At 46.7% G+C, this 22,993-nt stretch carries 17 protein-coding genes and 1 pseudogene; 9 read left to right on the forward strand and 9 right to left on the reverse strand.

The features are described from left to right. Positions 1 to 32: 32 nt before the first annotated feature. Positions 33 to 692 (forward strand): dUTP diphosphatase, encoded by a 660-nt coding sequence (locus tag BFC18_RS09265; protein ID WP_070125274.1) that lies wholly within the window; start codon positions 33 to 35, stop codon positions 690 to 692. 57 nt (positions 693 to 749) lie between these two features. On the opposite strand, the gene BFC18_RS09270 is transcribed toward BFC18_RS09265, so the two are convergent. Together BFC18_RS09270 and BFC18_RS09275 are read right to left on the reverse strand one after the other, a co-directional pair. Further along, positions 750 to 1,130 (reverse strand): hypothetical protein, encoded by a 381-nt coding sequence (locus BFC18_RS09270; RefSeq protein WP_070125275.1) that lies wholly within the window; start codon positions 1,128 to 1,130, stop codon positions 750 to 752. A 122-nt stretch (positions 1,131 to 1,252) separates the two neighbouring features. Beyond that, entirely contained in the window at positions 1,253 to 2,923 is a 1,671-nt protein-coding gene (locus tag BFC18_RS09275) for an AMP-binding protein (protein WP_070125276.1), read from the reverse strand. 218 nt (positions 2,924 to 3,141) lie between these two features. Here BFC18_RS09275 and BFC18_RS09280 point away from each other — a divergent pair, with 218 nt between their 5' ends. Continuing rightward, the gene (locus BFC18_RS09280; RefSeq protein ID WP_070125277.1) at positions 3,142 to 3,594 is read left to right on the forward strand and encodes a (2Fe-2S)-binding protein; all 453 of its coding nucleotides are present in this window, start codon (positions 3,142 to 3,144) and stop codon (positions 3,592 to 3,594) included. Continuing rightward, a complete protein-coding gene (locus BFC18_RS09285) occupies positions 3,591 to 5,843 on the forward strand; it encodes a xanthine dehydrogenase family protein molybdopterin-binding subunit (RefSeq protein ID WP_139138979.1) in 2,253 nt (750 codons plus the stop codon). Before BFC18_RS09280 ends, BFC18_RS09285 begins: the two co-directional genes overlap by 4 nt. 66 nt (positions 5,844 to 5,909) lie before the next feature. Here the strand turns inward: BFC18_RS09285 and BFC18_RS09290 are convergent, their stop codons facing one another. From BFC18_RS09290 to BFC18_RS09305, 4 genes are all read right to left on the reverse strand, one after another. Beyond that, positions 5,910 to 10,049, reverse strand: coding sequence for an EAL domain-containing protein (locus BFC18_RS09290; protein ID WP_170826584.1), 4,140 nt, complete (start codon positions 10,047 to 10,049; stop codon positions 5,910 to 5,912). A 279-nt stretch (positions 10,050 to 10,328) separates the two neighbouring features. After that, the gene (locus tag BFC18_RS09295) at positions 10,329 to 11,639 is read right to left on the reverse strand and encodes a ribonuclease J (RefSeq protein WP_083273009.1); all 1,311 of its coding nucleotides are present in this window, start codon (positions 11,637 to 11,639) and stop codon (positions 10,329 to 10,331) included. A gap of 145 nt (positions 11,640 to 11,784) precedes the next feature. After that, the gene (locus BFC18_RS09300) at positions 11,785 to 13,950 is read right to left on the reverse strand and encodes a S46 family peptidase (protein WP_070125280.1); all 2,166 of its coding nucleotides are present in this window, start codon (positions 13,948 to 13,950) and stop codon (positions 11,785 to 11,787) included. Between the two features lie 233 nt (positions 13,951 to 14,183). After that, positions 14,184 to 14,549 carry a DUF2750 domain-containing protein gene (locus tag BFC18_RS09305; protein ID WP_070125281.1) on the reverse strand — a complete coding sequence of 122 codons (366 nt, stop codon included), beginning with the start codon at positions 14,547 to 14,549 and terminating at the stop codon, positions 14,184 to 14,186. A 121-nt stretch (positions 14,550 to 14,670) separates the two neighbouring features. On the opposite strand from BFC18_RS09305, the pseudogene BFC18_RS09310 reads away from it, so the two are divergent. Continuing rightward, positions 14,671 to 15,024: pseudogene (locus tag BFC18_RS09310) on the forward strand (GGDEF domain-containing protein); the annotation flags it as partial. 34 nt (positions 15,025 to 15,058) lie between these two features. Here the strand turns inward: BFC18_RS09310 and BFC18_RS09315 are convergent. Both BFC18_RS09315 and BFC18_RS21695 read right to left on the reverse strand, forming a co-directional pair. Then, the gene (locus BFC18_RS09315) at positions 15,059 to 15,883 is read right to left on the reverse strand and encodes a LysR family transcriptional regulator (RefSeq protein WP_070125283.1); all 825 of its coding nucleotides are present in this window, start codon (positions 15,881 to 15,883) and stop codon (positions 15,059 to 15,061) included. A 125-nt stretch (positions 15,884 to 16,008) separates the two neighbouring features. Further along, positions 16,009 to 16,173 carry a hypothetical protein gene (locus BFC18_RS21695; RefSeq protein ID WP_170826585.1) on the reverse strand — a complete coding sequence of 55 codons (165 nt, stop codon included), beginning with the start codon at positions 16,171 to 16,173 and terminating at the stop codon, positions 16,009 to 16,011. A 326-nt stretch (positions 16,174 to 16,499) separates the two neighbouring features. Between BFC18_RS21695 and BFC18_RS09320 the strand changes: the two genes are divergently transcribed. Then, complete coding sequence (locus tag BFC18_RS09320) at positions 16,500 to 16,856, forward strand: MaoP family protein (protein ID WP_070125284.1); 357 nt, start codon at positions 16,500 to 16,502, stop codon at positions 16,854 to 16,856. A gap of 213 nt (positions 16,857 to 17,069) precedes the next feature. Then, a complete protein-coding gene (locus BFC18_RS09325) occupies positions 17,070 to 17,813 on the forward strand; it encodes a hypothetical protein (protein ID WP_070125285.1) in 744 nt (247 codons plus the stop codon). A gap of 49 nt (positions 17,814 to 17,862) precedes the next feature. Here the strand turns inward: BFC18_RS09325 and BFC18_RS09330 are convergent, their stop codons facing one another. Next, complete coding sequence (locus BFC18_RS09330; RefSeq protein ID WP_170826586.1) at positions 17,863 to 18,180, reverse strand: ArsR/SmtB family transcription factor; 318 nt, start codon at positions 18,178 to 18,180, stop codon at positions 17,863 to 17,865. A 385-nt stretch (positions 18,181 to 18,565) separates the two neighbouring features. Between BFC18_RS09330 and BFC18_RS09335 the strand changes: the two genes are divergently transcribed. From BFC18_RS09335 to BFC18_RS09345, 3 genes are all read left to right on the forward strand, one after another. After that, the gene (locus BFC18_RS09335) at positions 18,566 to 19,483 is read left to right on the forward strand and encodes a LysR family transcriptional regulator (RefSeq protein WP_070125286.1); all 918 of its coding nucleotides are present in this window, start codon (positions 18,566 to 18,568) and stop codon (positions 19,481 to 19,483) included. A 174-nt stretch (positions 19,484 to 19,657) separates the two neighbouring features. After that, positions 19,658 to 21,484 carry a putative bifunctional diguanylate cyclase/phosphodiesterase gene (locus tag BFC18_RS09340; RefSeq protein WP_083272993.1) on the forward strand — a complete coding sequence of 609 codons (1,827 nt, stop codon included), beginning with the start codon at positions 19,658 to 19,660 and terminating at the stop codon, positions 21,482 to 21,484. Between the two features lie 167 nt (positions 21,485 to 21,651). Continuing rightward, positions 21,652 to 22,986: a sigma-54-dependent transcriptional regulator gene (locus tag BFC18_RS09345; RefSeq protein ID WP_070125288.1), complete on the forward strand. Its 1,335-nt coding sequence runs from the start codon at positions 21,652 to 21,654 to the stop codon at positions 22,984 to 22,986. The last annotated feature ends 7 nt before the right edge of the window (positions 22,987 to 22,993 follow it).

The raw sequence follows: 22,993 nt of genomic DNA on the forward strand, positions 1-22,993 counted from the left end.
TCCTGCTTCTGAATTACATTGTGAACACGACCATGCTAAGCCAACAACAACTTGCCACCATGCTTTCTCTGCAAAATAAAATGAACACTAAAGTGAATCCGCAGTGGCTCACCGCCGGATACGGCTATCTGCGTGCAGCAATGGTGGAATCAGTGGAAGCCATCGAGCACCACGGCTGGAAATGGTGGAAGGCACAGGAAAAAGATTTACCACAGTTACAAATGGAATTGGTGGATATCTGGCACTTTGCCCTTTCAGCTAGCATTATCGATTATCAAGGTGACGTATTGGCAACGGCCAATGCTTTATCGGCCCAATTGGCGCAAGCATCTGCGCATGTGCAGTTTGATAACCAGGATTACGAACCAGAACACCTCTCACTTCTGGACAATCTGGAACTGATGGCAGGACTGTGTGCCGCCAAACGATTTAGCGTACCGTTATTCATGCACATTGTCGGTCAGTGTGAAATGACGAGTGATGAGCTATTCCGCCAGTACGTAGGGAAAAATATTCTCAACTTCTTCCGCCAGAACAATGGCTACAAAGCAGGTACCTACATCAAAGTATGGAATGGCCGCGAGGATAACGAACATCTGGTTGAGGTTTTAGCCGCACTCGACAGTAACCACGCTGATTATAGTGACCAGGTTTACGCAGGCCTCACGGCTCGCTACCCGCAGCAGGCATAGTACACCTACGAAAAACGGGCTTTTAAAGCCCGTTTTTTATCAACATCGATAAGATAACTACTCTACTAAACCCGCCTTTTTCGCCATGCTTTCCATTTCCTTGCAGGAAGCCGGCGTAGTACCAGATTCAAAGTCACTACACGACACACTTTGCATTTCGGTGAGACACTGTGTGCCTTTTTCAATTAAGTCATCGTGCTCGCTGAACTTTTCCTCAAACATCTGAGGCACATACTGCGCGCACATTTGCGAAGACATGTTGTCGACCATCTTTTGCATTTGCGGTGGCACATTACCGCCCATTTCCTTTTCCATTTTCTCGCTGATGCACATTTTCATTTTGTCGCAGAAACCTGCTGCCGCAGCTTTATATTCTTCAACACCCGCAATGGCATTAGATGCCAGTAATAACGTAGTAACAACCAGAAGTTTTCTCATACCTCTTTCCCTGTAAGTGGTTCGCTAGATGATGCTTTCTAATCTTTGGCACAGCTTTACTTAGCCCAGCTTAGCTGTTCAAGTTATCTGAACAAAAAACAACCTTCAATAATACTTAACTATTATTTTACCCATACTACAGAATCGGTATAGCTACCCATAATCACATCCCGGAATTTGTCTTCGAGAATATGGCGCTTCACTTTCAGTGTGGGCGTAAGCAATCCATTCTCTATAGTCCATTCCTCTGGCATCACTACAATGCGGTCTAATTTCTGGTGGCTCTCAAGGGTGCTATTAAGGGCGGTGAGCGTGCTTTGCAGGCGGGTTTCCTGCGTAAGTTTCGGCTGTAACGCGCCTTTTTCACCCAGCACAACCAAGGCAATGGGTTGTGGCAGCCCGGTGCCCACCACACACACCTGCTCGACAAGATCATTTTCCATGATCCTCGCTTCAATGGGCGCAGGCGTAACATATTTGCCCTTTTCCGTTTTAAAGATATCTTTCAGTCGCCCGGTAATGCGCACAAAGCCGTCGTTATCTATGGCGCCTTTGTCACCGGTTTTAAGGAAGCCATCCGGGGTAAGCACTTCTGCCGTTTTTACCGGGTCCAGGTAATACTCCACCATGTTACAAGGCGACTTCACCTGAATTTCGCCGTCTTCGCCAATACGGATATTCACGCCACGGTAAGCAGAACCGATACACCCAATTTTGTCACTTCGAAAGGGGACGCAAGCAGTGCCGTAGGCGCTGTTCTCTGTCATGCCCCAACCTTCGCTGATAGGAATACCAATTTTGTTAAACCATGAGATGATCGCGGGTGCAAGAGGCGCAGAGCCACTGGCAAATAACCGGGCCTGCGACAATCCAAGCCCCTGCTGAATTTTGTTTTTCACCATGCTGCTAATAAACGGAATTTTCAGCAACAACGACAATTTTTTCTGTGGTATTTTCGCCAGAATGCCTTGTTGGAACTTTGTCCACAGGCGAGGTACAGAAATAAATAACGTGGGCTGACAATGCACGACATCACGTTGGAACGTATCGAGAGATTCCACAAAATAAATTTTGCCACCAGAATAAAAGCTCGCCAGCTCCACCAGTACTCGCTCAGTAATATGCGCCAACGGCAAATAACTCATCATTCGGTCGCTGGCACAAAATGTAAGTGCTTCCAACGAATTGGCTGCCGCCCAACACACCGACCTGAAGCTATGCACCACTCCCTTGGGTTCACCCGTACTGCCTGAGGTATAAATAATGGTCATAACATCGTCCAGACCGCGGTCTGGCGAATCTGTCATAGGCGCACAGTCGATGAATTCCTCCCACTGTTGCCCTGCTGGTATATCAGGGTATGGAAACGCCACCGTGCGAAGGTTTGCAGGGATCGTCGGATGCTGCAAGACAGGCTTATCAAGCTTGCCTACAAACAACAATTTGATGTCGGCATGACGGATAACAAAATTGAGAGTCTCACCGCCAGCGGAAGCAAAAATTGGCACGGAGATGTGCCCTGCCATCATGATGCCCAAATCTGTGATAAACCACTCAACACAATTCTTAGCAAAGATCCCAATACGGGAGCCCGCTGGTAGGGCTAAGTCATCCAACCGCGTTGCGACACGACGGGCTAGGTCCATAATGCGAGAAAAGGAATAAGACTGGTAAAGCGCGTCTACCGGCTGCACCAGATACGTTTCGTCAGGGCGTTCACGCTCCCAACGATACATCATGGCAAGTGGCGTCAGTAAAACTTGTTGATCTTCAGCAATGAAATCAGCACACATAGGCAGTACATCCGTTTTTATAGGTATTGTGTCGACAGGTTAACATCAAACTTACAAAGCAGTGATAAAAATAGTGAGTGCATTCAACAGCACCTTGATTAATTATAGAACAATACACCACGCTTACCTGACTAACTTGCTACGCTTTTAGTCAGCAATCAGGCAACCATGCCTATCCTGGGAACACACCGGCGAAGGCATTCAGACAAGGCAAGACTATGCAAATCACCATCAATGGCAAGCAACATGATTACGACGGCGATCCCGCAATGCCGTTACTCTGGTTTATCCGTGACGACCTGAAAATGAAAGGGACGAAATACGGTTGTGGTATGGCACTATGCGGTGCCTGTACGGTGCATGTGGAAGGCAATGCTGTTCGCGCCTGCCAGTTCCCCATGTCTGGGGCTGCCGGTAAATCTGTCACCACCATTGAAGGGCTGGATAAAGACCACGCTCACCCGCTGCAAATCGCTTGGGCAGAAGAAAACGTGCCGCAATGTGGCTACTGCCAAAGCGGGCAGATCATGCAAGCCGCATCCTTGCTGTCTGCGAACCCGTCGCCTACCGATGAAGATATTGAGCGTGGCATGTCAGGCAATATTTGCCGTTGTGGCACCTACCCTCGCATTCGCTGTGCAATTAAGAAAGTCGCGGAGGCCGGAAAATGAGTATGCCTGAAATCATGAGCCGTCGGGATTTTCTTAAAAAGACCACAGCCACCGCTGGACTTACTTTGTCAGTGTCGATGCTGTCTGCCCAGCACGCGTTTGCAGCACAAGGCGCAGCCAGCGAAGCACTCGCGCCAAATGTATTTATCAATATTGCAGAAGATGGCATCGTGAACATCACTTGCCATCGCTCTGAAATGGGCCAGCAAATTCGCACCGCCATTGCACAGATTATTGCTGACGAGCTGGATGCTGACTGGGATAAAATCAATGTCATTCAGGCCCTCGGCGACCCTAAATATGGCGATCAGAACACCGATGGTTCCCGCAGTATTCGTCGTAATCTTGATCGCTTGCAGCTTGCCAGCGCGACAGCCGCGACGATGTTGAAACAAGCCGCCGCTAAAGGCTGGGGAGTTGATGCAGCTAGCTGTCATTGCGAGAACCATCAGGTCGTGCATACCCCGAGTGGCCGTAAAGCCGACTTCGCCACACTGGTTGCGGTTGCCGCTTCTTTGCCGGTACCGGAAGAAGCGACGGTGACGGTGAAGGAAAAGTCGAAATATAAATATGTGGGTAAACCGGTTGCCAGTATTGACCTTCCCGCTGTTGTTAGCGGTAACACCACCTATGGCCAGGATGTGGAACTCGATGGCATGTTGGTCGCCGTCATTGTACGCCCACCGGTTATGTTTACATCGCCTAAATCGGTAGACGACACTAAAGCCAAGCAAGTTAAAGGGGTAAAACACATTATTACTCTGCCAGCAGCGAAAGCACCGGCTGTGTTTAATCCTTTAGGCGGTGTCGCGGTAATTGCCGAGTCTACCTGGGCAGCCATGCAAGGCGCGAATGCGCTGGACATTGAATGGACATCAAACGAACACAGCGATTACAACCATGATGATGAGAAAGCCGCTCTGATCGCGTCGGCGCAAAAAGGCGGTGAAGTTGTTCGCACCAAAGGCGATGCGAAAAAAGCCCTGTCTGAAGCTGAAACCTTAATGGAAGCCACTTACTTTGTCCCCATGCTGGCTCAAGCTCCCATGGAACCGCCTGCTGCCACTGCCGTAGTGAATGGCGATAAAGTAGAAATATGGGCATGTACTCAGCATCCTCAAGCTGCTCGAAGCAACGTGGCCGGCGCCCTTGGCGTTGCCGAAGAAAATGTAACGGTGAATGTAACGTTACTCGGTGGTGGCTTTGGTCGTAAATCGAAGCCAGATTATGTGGCAGAGGCCGCGATTCTGGCCAAACAGGTTGGCGCCCCAGTGAAACTTGTCTGGCGTCGCGAGGACGATATTCAGCATGGCTACTACCACGCTGTGAGTGCTCAGCATATTAAAGCCGTACAAGATGAAAATGGAAACACCACTACCTGGCATCATTGCACAGCGTTTCCTTCTATTTCCAGCACCTTTGCCCCCGGCGTTGATATGCCTAGCGGTGGCGAACTAGACCTCGGCTTTATCGACAACCCGTTCAATGTAGCCAACATGCAACTGGAAAAAGGCAAAGCGGTAAACCATGTGCGCATCGGTTGGTTGCGAAGTGTGTGCAACGTTTTTCATGCCTTCGCCATCCAGAGTTTTGCTGATGAACTTGCCCATGCGGCAGGCAAAGACAGCAAGGCTCACTTGTTACAGCTTATTGGCCCAGGACGCATTATCGACCTTACAGCGGAAAAGGCAGAACCCGGGAACTATGGTGAATCCTTAGAGAAATATCCGGTAGACACCACTCGCTTAATTAATGTTATTGAGCGGGTAACGAAAATGGCGAAATGGGATGACCGTAAAAAAGAGGGACGTTTTCTCGGTTTAGCGGCCCACCGTTCTTTTGTTAGCTATACGGCCACCGTGGTTGAAGTGGTTGTGAACGAAGATGGCACCTGGTCGATTCCGAAAACCTATATCAGTATCGACCCAGGCACGATAGTTAACCCCGAGCACGTGAGAGCACAGTGTGAAGGTGGTTCCATTTTCGGTCTTAGCTGTGCCATGGGGCAAATCACGGCAACCGATGGTGCAGTAGAACAGTCTAATTTCCATAATTACACCGTGGCGCGTATGCAACATGCGCCGAAAGAAATTGAAGTGGATATTGTTGAAAGTGATGCGCCACCAGCGGGTGTTGGTGAACCGCCCACGCCACCATTCGCACCAGCACTGGCAAATGCGCTTTTTGCTGCCACTGGCCAGCGAATTCGTGAACTGCCAATTCCAATGCGGCTGAAGAAAAACAGCTAACGTAACTTGTCACAAAAAAGCCCGGCTTACTTGACGTACGCCGGGCTTTTTAATGTTCTGGGCCTGTTACCATTGTCTCATTAACAAAGACGGTATCATCACAGCATCGACAGGGCGGGAATAATAGTAACCCTGATGTAACAAGCACCCTTTATCTAGCAAATACTCAACCTGCTCACGGTTTTCCACGCCTTCAGCGACACACCCCATGTTCAGACTTGTCGCCATGTTGATGGTGGCTACCACGAGCGTATCGCCGTCGCTTCCCATTTGAATATCGTCAACAAAGCTCTTATCTATTTTTAGCACCTGCAACGGGAATTTTTTCAAGTAACTCAAAGAAGAGTAGCCTGTTCCAAAGTCATCCAGCGCAAGCACAAAGCCAGCTTCAATAAAGCGGTTAACCTGACGCAGCGCACCTTCGGCATCATCCATCAAGATACCTTCGGTGAGCTCAAACCGTAATGCTTTACTGGGTAACCCGGCCTTTTCCAGCATGTCGACAACGCCATCCACATCAAAGTCGGTTTTAAAGTGCAGCGCTGATAGATTTATCGCAACGTAACCGTCGAACCCATCGGCATACCAGTCACGTAAATCGCTAATAGCGCGTTTCATCGCCATGCGGGTCACGTCGATGATGTACCTGAGTTCTTCCAGCACAGGAATGAATTCCGACGGATAAAGGGGAGGATCAGACAACGAGCATCGTAATAACAGCTCTACACCCACCGTTTTACCCGTTTTTGCGTTTACAATGGGCTGATACTGATTGTAGAAACCGTCTTCCTGATAAGCCTTTTTGACGCGATTTTCCAAAACGAGACGCTCTCTCACCCGGGCGTTCATCTCTTCGGTGAAATAACTAAATCCCGTCAGCGCATCTTTTTTCGCTGAGTACATGGCGACATCAGCATGTTTTAGCAATTCGGCTGGCTCTCGGGCATCATTAGGATAAAAAGATATGCCCACACTGGCAGAAACCCGCACGATTTCATCACCCAATGCGATAGGTGTTTCCACCGATTCGATCAATTGTCTGACAAACGCGCCAACAGCAACTTTGTCACTGACATTTTCCATCACGATGACGAATTCATCTCCGCCTAACCGGGCCACAGTGTCGGTTTCACTGGAGAGGTTCAGCATGCGATTCGCCACCACACGCAACAGCTTATCGCCATAATCGTGACCCAACGAATCGTTAATCCCTTTAAACCGATCTAGGTCGACAAATAAGATACCGACTTCCTGGCGCTGCTTACCCGCACGTTCAATTGCCTCTTCGAGCTTTTCGAGTAAGAGGGTTCGATTCACCAGTCCGGTGAGGCCATCGTAGTTAGCAATTTTAATCAGTTTGCGCTCTGCATTTTTTTGCTCGGTAATATCTGACATGATGATCAGGTAGTGGTCTACATGGCTGTTCTGAGCATCACCAAAACCGGTTACCGAGACTTCGACGAGCACGTCGTAATGCCGGCCATCAGCGCCGGTTAGCCTTTCTTCGCTTTTCCAGAACTCGCCCGCATTCAGTGAGGTGACCTTCTCTTTTAACTTGTCCCCTAAGCGCGGGGAATTTTCGAACATGCGACCAAGTTGACGCTCAAGACCTTTATTTCGCTCTATACCAAACGCCGCGCAACAGGAGGGGTTCACAGCCACGGGAACAAATTGACTGTCGAAAATCATTACCCAATCGCGGGTATGTTGAAATGCGTCGCCAAACAGCTTTACCTGGTGCTGAACATCTTGCAAGCGTCGTAGCTGGCGCTGCCGGTGAAACAGATACGCACTGAGTAACACCAAGACTAAACAGGTATAAACGCCAAACGCTACCGGCGACCTTAATGGCGGATATGGCAAACTGAAAGACAATGACGCGGGAAGCAGCAACATATCGGTATTCTGCTTAAGCGGGGCGACTTCGAAATGGTATTCACCCGGTGCGAGGAAGGCAAAGTTCACACTGCCATTTTCGATAATCGATTCGTTGACCACCGTATTCCCTCTCACCAGTTTATAGCGAAATTTTGTGTCTGACATATAGCTAGACGAAAGTGCAGAAAATTGTATGGTTAACCCAAAATCACTGTGTTCAAAATTGATGTGCTCACCGCTGAAATTACGCAGCGGCTGGGTAATGGTGCGGGAGTCGAGTGAAACACCACTGATCACCATTTTTCTGATATTTATCGTTTTCGTGGTTGTTTCTGCACTTAACTTCGCTGGCTCGAAGAGGATAAAACCGGTTGTAGAGCCCAGTGCTATGCGGCCGTCCCGCAATCGAATGCCAGCACCTTCGTTAAATTCTGACACCCTCACCTGTTCGCCGTAGCGGAAACGTTCCAAGGTGTCACTTAGCGGCTGATAGCGGGCGAAATAGCCATGGGATGCAAACCAGATGTCGCCGGCATCGTCGGTAATAAGGCTGTAAACAATATCGGAGTAGAGTTTATTTTTCGAGGATAAAGCCTGTTTAACCTTAAAGGTTTTAGCATCGAGCCCTATTAATCCTTTATTGAGAAACCCTAACCACAACATGCCATGGGTGTCGACAACATAGGTAGACACAAAATTGAGTGTTTTCTGCATATCGTCAGACAGTGCGAACACCGTTTCAATGGACAGCGTCTGCGTATCGAGTTGATAGATCCCGTCGTTTAACGACAGTAATACTTTTCCGGGATACCCCGCACTTTCATCCAGAAACATGCCACCGTGCAGCGCGGATAATCCCTCTTCTTCAAGGGGAATTTCTTCAACGCGTTTTGTCGCAGGATCATAACGGTAGAAACCATGGGTCAGAAAATAAATCCGGCCTTGTTTGTCTCTGGCGCTACCAAAACACCAATCGCTGAATACCTTTTCTGCAAGCGGCGTGGTGAGCGGCATGTCAGTTAATTCGCCTGTATCTATAGAAAATTGTTTCAGGCTATTATTAATTTCGAGAATAAGTTTATTGGGGCCAGCGGGATGAATATCATTGATTGACTGCATGGGAGATAAATAATCATCTTCATCAACCTGAAGAAAATGCTGGCTTTGCTGTGTTTTCAGGTTAAATCGCGTAAGACCGTTTTCGGTCCCCACCCACAAATCATCCCCTAGTTCCAAAAACGACCAGACAATATTGCTGGCAAGCGCAGGCTTACTATCACGGATGGTGTTTTGAAATGTCTCGATACTGAGTGGTTTGGCATACCAGAACAATAAGCCACCAAAGTTACTGCCTAACCAAAGGTTACCTAATTCATCGGGCAAAATAGCATGAATCGTTTTATCGGCCAGTTCTAATGACCCGGAGACCGGATTGAGAATATGTTCTGATTGCCATTCGTTTTCGATTTTTTCGAGCCTGTGCAGCCCTCGGTCTGTACCCAACCAGAATTCGCCATGGATCCCTGGCACCACTGTCCAGATATTGCGGTTGTTCAATACCAGCTGGGTGTTTACATTAATTTCATCGTCAGTTGCCGTCAAAAAATCATCGACATCGATGCTGAATAATCCCCCCACGGTACCCACAAATAGTTTATCTGCGGCGTATTGATACAGTACTTTGGCATTTTGCGTAGCCCGTGTTCGCGTTTGCTCATTCAGGTAATGAAGTTGTTTTACCGTTTGACCGTTGTCGTGTAACGAAGTTACATACAGCCGCGACGTGGTCGCAACGAAAAGCTGGTTGCCTATACTCTTGATATCTCTGATGGCTTCGTTAGCCGATAGCTCTTGTTCACTTAGGCGGAAAATATCAGTCGAAGTTTGTTTGTCTGGTGAGTAGCGAACCACCACTTGATCTAAAGCGATGGCCATATCGCCGTTTGCCAGGTATTCGAAGGCATCTGCACTCTGCACCCAGTCGGGCTCTAGAAAATCAGCGACTTTCAATACTTTCTGATAATTATCGGTTTTAAGATCAATGTAGAAAACGCCTTGATTGTCGGTGGAAATCCATAATCGATTCATGTCGTCGACAAACAGGTTACTGATCAGATTATTCACGAAAGCGCCTTCCGGTCCCTCAACAGTCACGAACCGATAACCATCCCAGCGACTCAAGCCCCCTTCGGTGGCTACCCAAATGAACCCGTCTTTGTCACGCACAATATCGCGGACGCTATCCTGCGCCAGACCTTGTGCAGTCCCAAACTGTCTCAGAGCAGGATCTTTAATAACCGGAACAGCTTTAACTGATGTTGTAATCAAACACAGTTGCAGAAAGGAAAACAAACAGATTAAGTGTAGTTTTGCAGGTAGAAAGGAATGCCAGAGATTTTTCATTGTTATCAATAAGCGTCGCAGAACTTCAGAATGTCATCTGATTTAATTTATTCAGCTCTTTTGTTAACGCTGAAGCTAAAGAACCCTGCGTTAGTTTCTTTATTAATGAGCTACTGTCGTGGTGGTATTTTACTCATAAATTCATGAAATGTAATCAAATCACAAAAAATACATCGACTTTCAATTAATAAAAAAAAAAGTCAGTTAGTTTTTCTGCCGGATTGGAATTCGCCCTGTTTTTACTAGACCACGGCGAATGCCTGCTTGGGGCGCTAAACGATACAAATCGCCATTTTGACCAACATAGGTTTTTCTCACTCCGCAAGATTTTGCAATTTGCGCATGGGCTTCAAGGTGCTGATGCTCTCCATGAACAGGCACAGCAATTTCCGGCTTTACCCAGTGATACATCAATTTTAGTTCTTCACTACACGGATGACCGCTGGCATGCACTGGCAGTTGGCTGTCCTCACTTAGCAAAGTACTTATACCCCGTGCATTAAAGCGAGAAACCAGTTTTTCAACTTCTTTCTCGTTACCCGGTATGACAATACTGGAAAAAATAACATGGTCACCTTTACTCAATTCCAGCAACGGGTGATTATCCAATGCAAGACGCGACAATGCAGCCCGGGGCTCCCCCTGACTTCCGGTAGCAACAACCAGCACTTCTTCGGGTGGGAGGTATCCTATGTGACTGGCATCGGCCAGGGTAGCCTCTTCAGGCCAAATGCCCTGTGCACGGGCAATACCAACCATATTAACCAGGGAATATCCCAGCAATGCCATGTATCGTCCCGTATTCGCTGCCACTTTGGCTAATGAAATTAAACGGGCAATATTACTGGCGAAGCACGCTACTACTACCCGTCCAGTCAACGGCTTGATAGTGGAAAGCAAACCGTCATAACAGGTACGCTCAGACAACGACATGCCAGGTTTTAATGCATTGGTTGAATCGCCCACCAAGGCAAGAATATTTTCCTCGGCAAGCGATTGATACAAACTGTGCTTAAACGGTTTCCCGCTAATAGGATTAGCATCAATTTTCCAGTCGGCGGTATGCAGTACGGTGCCCGCTTGCGTGGCAATTTTAACCGCATAGGGTTCTGGAATTGAGTGAGTGATAGCGAGCCAGGACACCACAAACGGCCCTATGGTGTGCGTTGATTCTCCAGACACCTCAATGATGGGAATTTGACCGCCTAAATTCTCCCTTGCCAGTTTTCGTCTTAATAATTCAGCAGTAAAAGGGGTGGTATAAACCGGGCAGCGAAACCGCTTCCACAAATACGGTACGGCGCCAACGTGATCTTCATGACCATGAGTAATAACCAGGCCAGCCAGAGCGTCTTTGTTTTCAGCAATAAAGGTGGGATCAGGCGCAACAACGGCGAACGTGTCGGCCAGGGCGCTATCTGGCGCTTTAGTTGCTGGGACGAGGGGTTCATTGAAGGATACGCCACAATCAACCATCAACCATTTACCCTGGTGCCCATAAAGGTTTAAATTCATCCCAATTTCACCGGTTCCGCCAAGTGGCAGAAACCAAAGATCATCCGCTCCGGGATTAAGATTACTGATAGTATTCTCCTGATTCGTAAACAAAAAACGGCCTGACACAAAGTATGCAGGCCGCTTTATTCATGACTTAACAGTATTATTTCACTATTGTCATTTCTTCAATGAGATTCGTCGCACCATCGACATACTCCATCACCCATAGCATGTACCGCGTATCAACGTGAATGGTACGGGTAGTACGAGGATCGAAGTCCCAGTCAGAGTTAACACTTTCGAACGTACCGTCAAACAAAAGGCCAACCAGTTCCGCTTTGCTGTTAAGGGTAGCAGAACCCGAGTTTCCACCGGTAGAATCTAAATCGGTGAGGAAATTCACTGGCACGCTACCTATGCTGTCCAGCTTATAAGCACCATAGTGTTTATCCCTGATTTGTTGTAACAATTTCTCGGGGGCATCAAACGGTGATTCACCTGTGTCTTTCTCTAAAATACCTTCCAGACGGGTAAACGGTTCATAGATTAAGCCATCTTTAGGTGAACCTCCCAACACATTGCCGTAGGTAACGCGAAGCGTACTGTTTGCATCAGGATATGCCAGACTACCCTGTGATTTCTGCCACTCGATGATTGCCTGCATGTATTGGGGTTGCAGTGCAGCTGACTGCCCTTCCAGCGCTTTGTTTTTATCTTCAATCTGCATTTCCGTGTCGTTCAGGGCAACGGCAAGCTGAATGAACGGGTCTTTGCTGTTCTCAAAATCAGCGGGTTTAGCCGTTAACCAGCTAAGGCGAATATCCGTATCCGTGAGTTTGGTCTCGCGATAGAAATTTGCCAGAATGCCTTCAAGTTGCTCGGCAGTTGTTTCGCTTGTAATGCCCAATGCATCATCGAATGCCGCTACCCGGGCAGATTCCGGCTGGTCCAGGTAAAGCGAAATCATTTTCTTCCATACCGCTTTATCGACGGTTACGTCAAAACGACGATCAATCCGCGATAAGCCTTCTTTAAGACGAGACTGATCCCGTTGCTGGAAACCTCGATCCCGTTCTGCGTCTGGTTTTTCTTGCTCGATAGCATTGCGATAAAGCTGCTGGGCGACAGAGAAGAGTTGCGCCCGTGACAAGTTGTTGTACCAGAAATTCTGTTTACTGTTTTTAATTCGCTCGTCAGTAACCTCATCCAAGCGCTCGATGTTATCCACCAGTTGCGTTTTACCCTGCCCGTTCAACCAAGCTTTTAAGGCATTCTCACGATCCTGGCGTCGTTTAACCAATCCGACACGCTTTGCACCTTCCAGTTGGCCTTTTGTATTCTTAAGGAAGTTGTTCAAACCGGCCAACAGCGCCTCGTACTTAATGCGCGCATCGCTGCCTTCTTCAGAAGCCTGGTTAATGGTGTCAATCCACTGACCAATCAAATCCACGTAGGTAGGGTACATCCAGTCAAAGGTATAAGACACGACGCCCAGTCGTGCGTAGCGATCTGTCGCCCCTGGGTAACCCGCAGCCATGACGAAATCGCCATCTTCTAAACCAGCAGCTGAAACTTTAATAATATGCTCTGGTTGATAAGGCACATTTTCTTCACTGAAATCTGCAGGTTTGCCGTCTTTGCCTACGTATGCGCGATAAAAAGAGAAATCGCCGGTATGACGAGGCCACATCCAGTTATCAATGTCTCCACCGTATTTGCCCACAGAATCCGCAGGCGCATAGGCAATACGCACATCGCGAATTTCCATTTGCTTAATCAGCTTATATTCCAATCCCTGAAAGAAAGCCGGTACAGAACAACGAAACCCTTCTTCCGCTTCACATTCAGCAATGATAGCTTTTTTATTGTTCTCAATGGCATCGTAACGCTCACGACCTTGCACATCACTGCTGATTGAGCCAATAACGCGGTCGGTAACATCAGCAAAATCAACGGTAACAAACATTTTGGTGCCTGGCGCAGCAGGTAATTCGTCTTGTTTAGTTTTAGCCAGGAAACCGTCTTTTAAATAGTTATGATCAGGCGAGCTGTTGTATTGCACTGAACCACGGGCACAATGGTGATTGGTAACAGCGAGGCCTTCTTCAGACACAAATGACGCGGAACAGCCGCCTAATGACACGATGGCTCCCATAGGAAAGCCGGTCAGATCTTTGAGCGTTTGGGGGGATATTTCCAACCCGGTTTTCTTCAAATCTCCAGCAATATCAGGTAATTGTTCAGGTGTGAACATACCTTCTTTGGCCTGCACAGCGGCACTGGCAAAAATAATCGCGAGGGAAGCACTAAGTAAGTGTTTTCGAGACATAACTGTTCCTTTCTTATTGTAAGTCAAACCTGTTATCGACACGCCGTTGATGTGGCAGGTTTTATCCGTCGGTAATTGCAGTGCGGTAGTGTAGCTTTGTCATGGAGGAAATGTGAATCATATTCCGGCGAAACGCCGCTGAAAAGAGAGAAGAAGTGTTAATAAATATTTCTGTATGAAGGCGTTAGCCAACTGGATAACGCCTTAGATAGCCGGTGAAGACGAGGGTGCTATTATTTCTTTGCAGCCAGGATCTTCTCTGCCAGTACATCTGGCTCAATGATTTCGCCCTCTTCAGCAGGAACCGGACACACCATAATGACCAATCCATCTTTAAGCAAACCAGGCGTCCACTTCTGCATCCAATCCTGCAAAGAAATGCTCAGCGGTTCGCAGTGGTCCCATTCGTCAGTGGCCCACAACGTTGCCAGTGATTTGTCAGGCCAGACTGGAACGCCATCCTCTTCATCTGACGTAAGCATAACGCATCCGTCTTCATCTTTAAGGATCCAAACCTGCTCATTACTGATGATGCTGTCGATTGTCGCGCTTAGGCGTTTTTCGGCGTTAACTTCCAGAAGTGGGTGGGAAAGTGACATAGTAGTCCTCTGTATAAGTGACGCACCAGCGCAATCAGGTAAACATTTGCGCGAGTACTAAATAGAATGGTGTCGATACTACCAATAGACCTGAAAATAGTTAACTGTTAATGCAGGCGATGCCATATTGAAAATTATCGCGGTAACAATCAAAAACACCGTCAGGCGTTCTGATGTTATATGCCGTTCGGGAGGGGAAGAGTTCGCGGCCATTTTGCCAGCTACTGATCAACCCGGTATCCACCGGGTTGCAGAAAAAATTCGTGCAGCGGTTTGCGAACTAGACTTAACAGATATCATTGACGACTACCCGCTGTCAGTAACTATAGGCGTATCTGACCTTGGCGACCATGACATGACAAACGCAATGAAACGGGCCGACAAGGCCCTGTATCAAGCAAAAGAAAAAGGGCGAAACCGCGTTGACTCACTGTTTAGTCAAAACGATACGGTAGACAATGCATTGCTGATTTAACGCAGCTTAGCCGGCTTTACTCAGTGACCGACTTTTACTCAGTAAGTAGTGTGATCAATTCTGATAAGCCCGGACGTTTCACGGCTTTCATTGTATTTAGGTATACGGTAGCCATCATGTCGTCACAGGTTTTAATGTGACGACGAGAAGCGGCTGGCAAAATAGAATCTGCCACTGAAGTGGGCAAATAAGCAAATCCGCCTTCTTCAATCAGGCTGCGGGCAGCAAGCCCAAGTGAATTAGTACTCAGCCTGGCATCCCGTAACTGTGGAGACTGATGAAAAAGCTTCTCCCGGACTTTACTGCCCCACTCTACAGACACAAAACTGGATGAAGTTGGTTCAGTGTCGTCAGTATTGCAAGCGAACAACGACAGCGGCTCGCAAAGCAATTCCTTGCTTACAATTTCTTCCGATTTTAGCGGTTCACAAGACAGGGCAATATCGATACTTCTTTCATGTAATTGTCGCGATAAACTGTCCAGGGTTAGCACTTCGGCTTTTACTGACCACTCTGGAAAGGTTTGATGCACCTTACCCAACACCGAAGAAAAGCCCATTTCACTCGCCAGTTGCGTTGCCGCGCAAACCACATATTCGCCCGACTCCAATTGCAGTTCTCGTTTGGCTTCTTTAAGTGTATCGGTTAATTGATGGGCAAAAGGTAACAGCTTCTCACCTGCTTGGGTGAGCTGTATACTGTTACGGTGCCTGATAAACAACGTGGTTTGAAAATATTCTTCAAGCAGTTTTATTCGTGCACTGACAGCGGATTGTGTCAAATAGAGATTTTCAGCAGCTTTGCCGAAATGACGGGTCTTTACGACCTCGAGAAAAGTAGATAAAAAACGGATATCCATAGAAGCTACGCAGCTGATTACGTTAACGGATATACGTTCTCACAGGTTGTAGGTGATGTAAAACAAAACATAGCAAACGCACCAGAAATCTGGTGCGTTGCGCAGATAACAGCTTGTGGGTGTTATCAGAAACTTTCCTGGTGAAGCCTTCGCTGCTTTTCACGACGTTGTTCGTCGCGCTTTTGCTTAGTTTTCACCTGATGCCGACGATCCTGGCCTTTTTTACCCTGAAGGTCACCATCTTCTACCGAGTCCCATTCTTCACGGTGGTAACGATAGTCTTTACTCATTGCAGTCTCATAGTTGTTGCGTTAAGGACACATCTTCATTATCAGGCTCGTACAGAAAATAGGAAACAAAAATTATTCATCGTCACGATGATAAATTTAACTGGATAAAATATGCTCAGGGACTATCCAGAATCCATGTCCGTTCGCTATGCTGTTTGTGTTTGGCTGTGCATGCAAACGACAGGAAAAAGCTTCCTTTCGACAACTTCGGTAGGTCTAAACAGTTCAAAAAAATTATTTGTCCTAACGGTAAAAATTTTTTGTTTCCCATGATGGTTTTATTGATTTAAAAGTCTGCTGAGTTCACTCCTTATCGAGACTTCGCCATGAAAACGTTTGATATTCGCCCTGCTCCAAAACCTTTTATCGATCGCGCTAAATTTCCTTACGGATTTAAAAAATCTGGAGACTTTAGTATTTCCGAAGCTGACCTGCTAAGCAGACACGGAAAAATTCTTTCTGAATTAGAAACCGGTTCACTGCAAGCCGAAACCGAAGACGAAAAACACTTTGTTGCTTTCGTATCAGGTAGCGTGCCTGCAGAAAATGCACTGGAAAAGGCCTGGCAAAAATACGTGCACCTTGCCCGAGGCAAAAAGCATTTTTACACCTTGCACAGCTCTGCCAGCAATGCGTCAGAATTTGATGACGACTATTCCGACGAGGAATTTGATGTAGCCTGATTTCGCACTCGCGTTTTCAGCAAGCTTCCTTTTACATTAAACCGCCAGAGCAACGCTGTGGCGGTTTACTTTGATTGCTCACCCACCTAAATCTCTTCCCTACCTGTTATCTCTCACAAAAATTGTGATCTGTTCTGATGCCCCTTACGAAACAGCATAAAGGCTTGCAGTAAAAGCTGACATCGTGATTCAAGAACTATAAGGACAACAGGAATGATTGCATTTTCCTCATTAAAACATTTCGGTATTCATGCTAGAGACGGTGATATCGGGCAATGCAAGGACGTGTTTTTTGACGATCAGGATTATGTTACCCGCTATTTTGTTGCAGATACCCATAAATGGCTGCCACTCGGCCGTAAGGTGGTACTGTCTCCTATCTCGCTTTTGGAAGTTAATACCACGGAAGAGAAACTGCATGTAAACATGACGAAGCAGGCGCTCAAAGACAGCCCTTCAATTGATGAGCATAAGCCACTGTCACGGGAGTATGAAGAAATCCTGTTTAAATACTTCGGTTATGGCTATTACTGGATTGGTCCGGGTGCATGGGGCGACTTTTCACATCCCACCGAACTCGCTCACCAACAAAATATGCAGGAAGATATCGAAGAAATTGAACGTCCTGGCGCCAACCACCTGCGCTCATGTGACGAAATTGATGGCTACACAGTAAGTACAAATGACGAAGACAGCGGCCACATCTGTGACTTCATTATTGATAAGCACAACTGGCAGGTCACACTCTTTATCGTTGATAGTCGTGATTGGTTACCTGGAGGTAAGAAAGTAGCGCTATCAACGGCAATGATAAAGGACATAGACTGGTCGGCACATAAGGTGAATATCACCCTATCTCATGAAGTATTGAAGGCGTTACCAGAAGTGGATGATGAAAGGTTGGATGATTCCGATTACCTGACAAGTTTGGTGAATCAGGCTCAAATTTCGGGCTAACAAAGAATATGAAAAATGAAAAAAGGCGGAGTAGATCCGCCTTTACTGATTATTCTGCACAGAAAAACTGATAAAGCATCCCGATGGTTTGTTTTACACGCTCATCAGCCAAACTGTAATAAATAGTTTGACCGTCTCTGCGCGTTGCAACCATTTTTGCTTCACGTAAAAGCGCAAGGTGTTGAGATAACACAGGTTGGGTAACAGGAATTCGGGTAAGTAAATCAGACACTGAATATTCAGTTTTTAACAAAGAACAAAGCACCATAAGGCGCGTTTTATTGGATAATTGTTTTAGGAATCGCTCGGCATCAGCTGCGTGGGCCAACAATTTTTCGGTATTAATTTCTTCTTTAATTGCTGTCATGGTAGTTCTACTTCTTATTCTAGGAAACCACGGTCAATTAAACGCGAATGGTTCTCAATCATCAAGAGGATTCATCGCGAATTATAACCCACTGAAAGTAACCCGCTGTCTATTTATGGCAACATATATAAGATTAACTTTACGTTTTATGTAGCTAGAGTTAATCCGGTGACTATTGTTCATACACATCTCGCCCCTTCAGTTAAACAAGCAGAAATATGATATGGTCAGCAATTGAGCTATAGACAAATATCAATATTTCGCTTTCCAAATTTACCGGGAACGTCGAACTCCATGATGCTATTAGCATAAAGACAGCACTTGCGCTGTTTTTTCTCTTGGCATTGTCGGGTAAACTTTAGTTTTTAATAAATCTGAAAAAGTTATGTTGAAAGCAACCTTAGAGCAGTGGCGAATGTTTCAGGCTGTCGTAGAAGCTGGCGGCTTCAATCAGGCAGCACAACAAGTGCATAAAAGTCAGTCTAGCGTTCACCATGCGGTTCACAAACTTGAAACCGCCCTCGGTATCCCGTTGTTTGAGAATGACGGTCGTCGGGTAAGGCTGACAGAAGCCGGTGAACTTATGCTGCGCCGAGCTAACTTTCTACTTGATGAAGCACACAAATTGGAAGCGGTGGCTGCCAATCTGCAATGCGGAACAGAAACACAGCTTCGGATTGCCGTTGATATTATTTTTCCTCCTACTCTGCTCTATAAGGTGTTGAACAAAGTTTCCCAGGAATATCCGCTTTTACGTATTGAACTGATGGAAACAGTACTCAATGGAGCCAACTCACTGCTAAAATCTGCTGAAGTGGATATTGCCATATCTCCCTTTGCCATTAAGAATGGCTTCAGCGAAGATTTGTGCGAAATAGAGTTTGTTGCCGTAGCGCACCCCGATCACCCGCTACACCAGCTGAACCGTCCTCTCACTATTGAAGATCTTAAATCACATCGTCAAATTGTGGTACGCGACTCTTCTGCGGAAAGAAAAGCAGAATCAGGCTGGCTCGGTGCCGACCAGCGCTGGACAGTCAGTCATGTTAGAACCTCGGTAGACATCATTTGTCAGGGGCTCGGTTTTGCCTGGCTTCCATTAGCAATTATAAAGCCCCAGTTAAACCAGGGATTGCTGAAACCTTTACCGTTGGATAAAAGTGGTGTGCGCAAAGGGCTGTTATATCTGTGCTTCGAAGACGGAGACCGACTCGGGCCTGCGGCCAGGGCCTTTATTGGTGAATTACGCTATCAGTCGATGACCCTTCCCACTGCAGAGGCAGAAGGTTTTCTGAGTCTCTAGCGCCGGTGTACAGTTTTTCAGCTTCATTTGCCTGACGCCTTATTACAGGGTATAAAAGCTAAACTTCCCTATAATAAAAACAACAGGAAATAGATGTCATTCCTTAATGCCCTGCCTTTTAGTCTCATAGCGCAAAGTCTGTGCGAAGAAACACGACCTAAATAAATACTCAACATGGCAAATATCGTCGAGATTCAACACAACAAAGCCAGCTTGCGTAAGCGACTATTAATGGGCTCGATTGGATTGTCGACGTTGCTCATAGGCATCATTACCTACCTTGGGCACGGTATTCTGATGGATTTGGAGCGAGACTTTGAAACCGAATACTTCAACCAACAAGGGCCCCTAATTGCCAAAGCAATTACGTTAGAAACCGAACCGCAAACCATCATTCCAGACAGTGTAGTTGCCGTATTTAACAACACGACATTGTTGTTCCAACGGGCCGACATAGACAGCAGCACCGTTTCCCAGCTTAACAGCACACCCGACAAATTTCGTGAAATCAATAATCAGCGCTACTACCGTCAATATTTTCCTTCATCCGAAAATAATGACCCGTTAACTATCATCTGGCGCACAAAAGATCAGACCGTTGTCTCATCAGAAATTATTAATACCCTTTCCATCGCGGCATTCATTACCTTCTGGATTGCGGTATGGATAGCCCTGTTGATGTCGGCATTTATCGCCAAACGTTTTGAGACTGCAAACGATAAGCTCGCACAACTTGCACTGGAAGATCCGCTGACCAAACTCGCTAACAGGAATGCTCTGCTTGCGAACACGGTGTTTAACGAAGGTAATGGGGCGTTGTTTTTTATCGATTTGGACCGTTTCCGTGAAATTAACAATGCATTAGGGCACAGTATGGGCGATAGAATGCTTTTTGCGTTTGCCCAGCGTTTGTCTGGCCTTGTTGAAGAAACCGCCACGGTTTATCATTATCGCAGTGATGAGTTTATTATCTGTCTGCCAGACGTTGCATCAGACGAAATTTTAAACCGCGCATTTACCCTTCTTTACCAGTGCAGAGAGCCACTTTTTATTGGCAACAGCGCATTCGAGATCAGTTGCAGTATTGGTGCTGCTCGCTATCCGGATCATGGTCATCACCCGGAAATGCTAATACGCAATGCTGAAAATGCCATGCACCGCGCCAAGAGACTCCGTTTAGGTGTGCAGATTTACAATGACCGGTTAGCGTACAACAGCACAATAAAAGTGACGCTTCGCGGGCAACTGCGCTCTGCCCTAACGAATAATGAATTTGTTCTTTATTACCAGCCTAAGGTAGATATCCGCCAAAAACGTTTAGCCGGTGTTGAGGCCATTGTTCGCTGGAATCACCCTGACGAGGGCTTATTGCAGCCGGGGCTTTTCATTGATTTAGTTGAGCAAAGCGGCATTATCCACGCCTTCACCCGCTACACCCTCGAACTTGCAGTTAAACAAATCAAGGCGTGGTCTGCACTAGGTTATGAATTGCCCGTATCGGTTAATCTCTCGGCCTACAACCTGCTGGATAGCGCTTTTATCCCTTTCGTGCGGGAATTGTTAGATAAGTCGAACATAAAGCCTGAGCTACTAGAATTTGAACTTACAGAAAGCGCCACAATGGTTGATATTGCAGTAAGTCGCAGAGTGCTGGCCAACTTCCGGGAGATGGGCATTAAAACCTCTATCGATGATTTTGGTACCGGCATGAGCTCGTTTGCTTATCTTCGCGAACTCGATATCAATACCGTGAAGTTAGACCAATCATTTATCGCTGGCATTACCCACGAACCTCGCGACGCAAAAATTGTGGAAGGCATTGTTTCACTGTGCCGTAATCTTAATATTGAAATCGTCGCAGAAGGCGTTGAATCTCAAGAACAAGCAGACGTACTCGAACAACTACATTGTTATATTGTACAAGGCTATTTCTATGGTCGACCTGTACCAGCCAGTGAAATCACCATCAATCTGAACGGTCACGAACGGCTTACTCAGTGAAAAAAGCTTATATAACCTGCTGATTTTAATCACTTGAAAGCGAATCCAGCGCTTAGACCTGATTTATTTACGTTTTGCCTTCAAAATCTGTGCCGCAGAAGTTGATCTTAAACTTCTGTGAAGTTGTAATACATATATTGCGAGAAAAATTAATAAAGGACTAGCGCGTGCTAACTGTTTTACTTGTGGATGACGACCCGGAATTTACAGAGGTTGCCTGCACCATTATCGAATTCCTGGGACATGATATCCTCACCGCAGCCAATTTGGCTGAAGCCCGGGAATGGCTCACGAAAGAAACCTTCGACCATATCCTGCTCGATTTTATGTTACCTGACGGCAGTGGCGTACATCTTTTTGACGAGCTCGACGCGCTACCCAAACGCCCGAAAGTGACACTTATTACTGGTCACCCTTCCGTACGCGGCATTATTAAAGGATTATGCGGCCCGAATATCGATTACCTGGTTAAGCCCATTCAACGTGAAGACATTGAAGCTGCCTTAACAGGTAAGAAAGAGAAGCCGAACTCCGGCGGCCCCCGTATTAAGAAGTACTTTGGTCACTTGATTGGCGAATCTGCCCCAATGAAAGAGCTTTATAAGCTTATTGAGCGAGTAAGCCGAACCAGTGCAAACGTGATGCTTCTTGGTGAAAGTGGTGTGGGTAAAGAAGTCGTCGCAGAATCGATTCATGCGGCTTCTGACGTCACCGGCCCGTATATCGCAACTAACTGCGGCGCGTTTTCTAAAGAATTGATCGGCAGTGAATTATTTGGTCATGAAAAAGGCGCGTTTACCGGTGCCGTTAACCGTAAGGAAGGTGTATTCGAGCAAGCTGAAAGCGGGACCCTTTTCTTAGACGAAATTACGGAAATGCCAATCGATATGCAGCCTAACTTGTTGCGGGTGTTGGAAAATAAAGTAGTCATTCGTGTCGGTGGTACAAAAACCATTCCGGTTAATTGTCGCGTAGTATCTGCCACCAACCGTAAAATGGAAGAAATCGCAGAGAGCAAGGTGCTTCGGGAAGATATCTATTTCCGTCTTGCGGTATTCCCCATTACGATTCCCCCTCTTAGAGAGCGCAAAGAAGACATTCCATTACTGGCGTCTCAGTTCATTACCGATTTTAACCAAGAAAATGGTACCCGGTTTGAATGGGAAGAGACGCAATTAGACAACCTGATGACCTATGACTGGCCTGGTAATGTCCGTGAGTTACGCCATTTTGTGCATCGTGCGGGCATTATGAGCGATCCGGACAAAACCGATATCGAACTACCAAAAACCATCGAATCTCCGTTTGCGAAGAAGCAATCGACCTCGCCAGCGTTGGAAGCCGGACGAACCATTGAAGATGTGGAAAAAGAATTGATTTATGCCACGTTGGAAAAAGTGAATGGCAACAAAACATTGGCTGCTGAAATGCTCGGGATCAGCACAAAGACACTGTACAACCGCCTGCACGCTTACGGCGACTTAAGTAAAGACGAATCGTAAGGTTACG

The sequence above is a fragment of the Alteromonas confluentis genome, from assembly GCF_001757105.1.
GTDB classification, from domain to species: domain Bacteria; phylum Pseudomonadota; class Gammaproteobacteria; order Enterobacterales; family Alteromonadaceae; genus Alteromonas; species Alteromonas confluentis.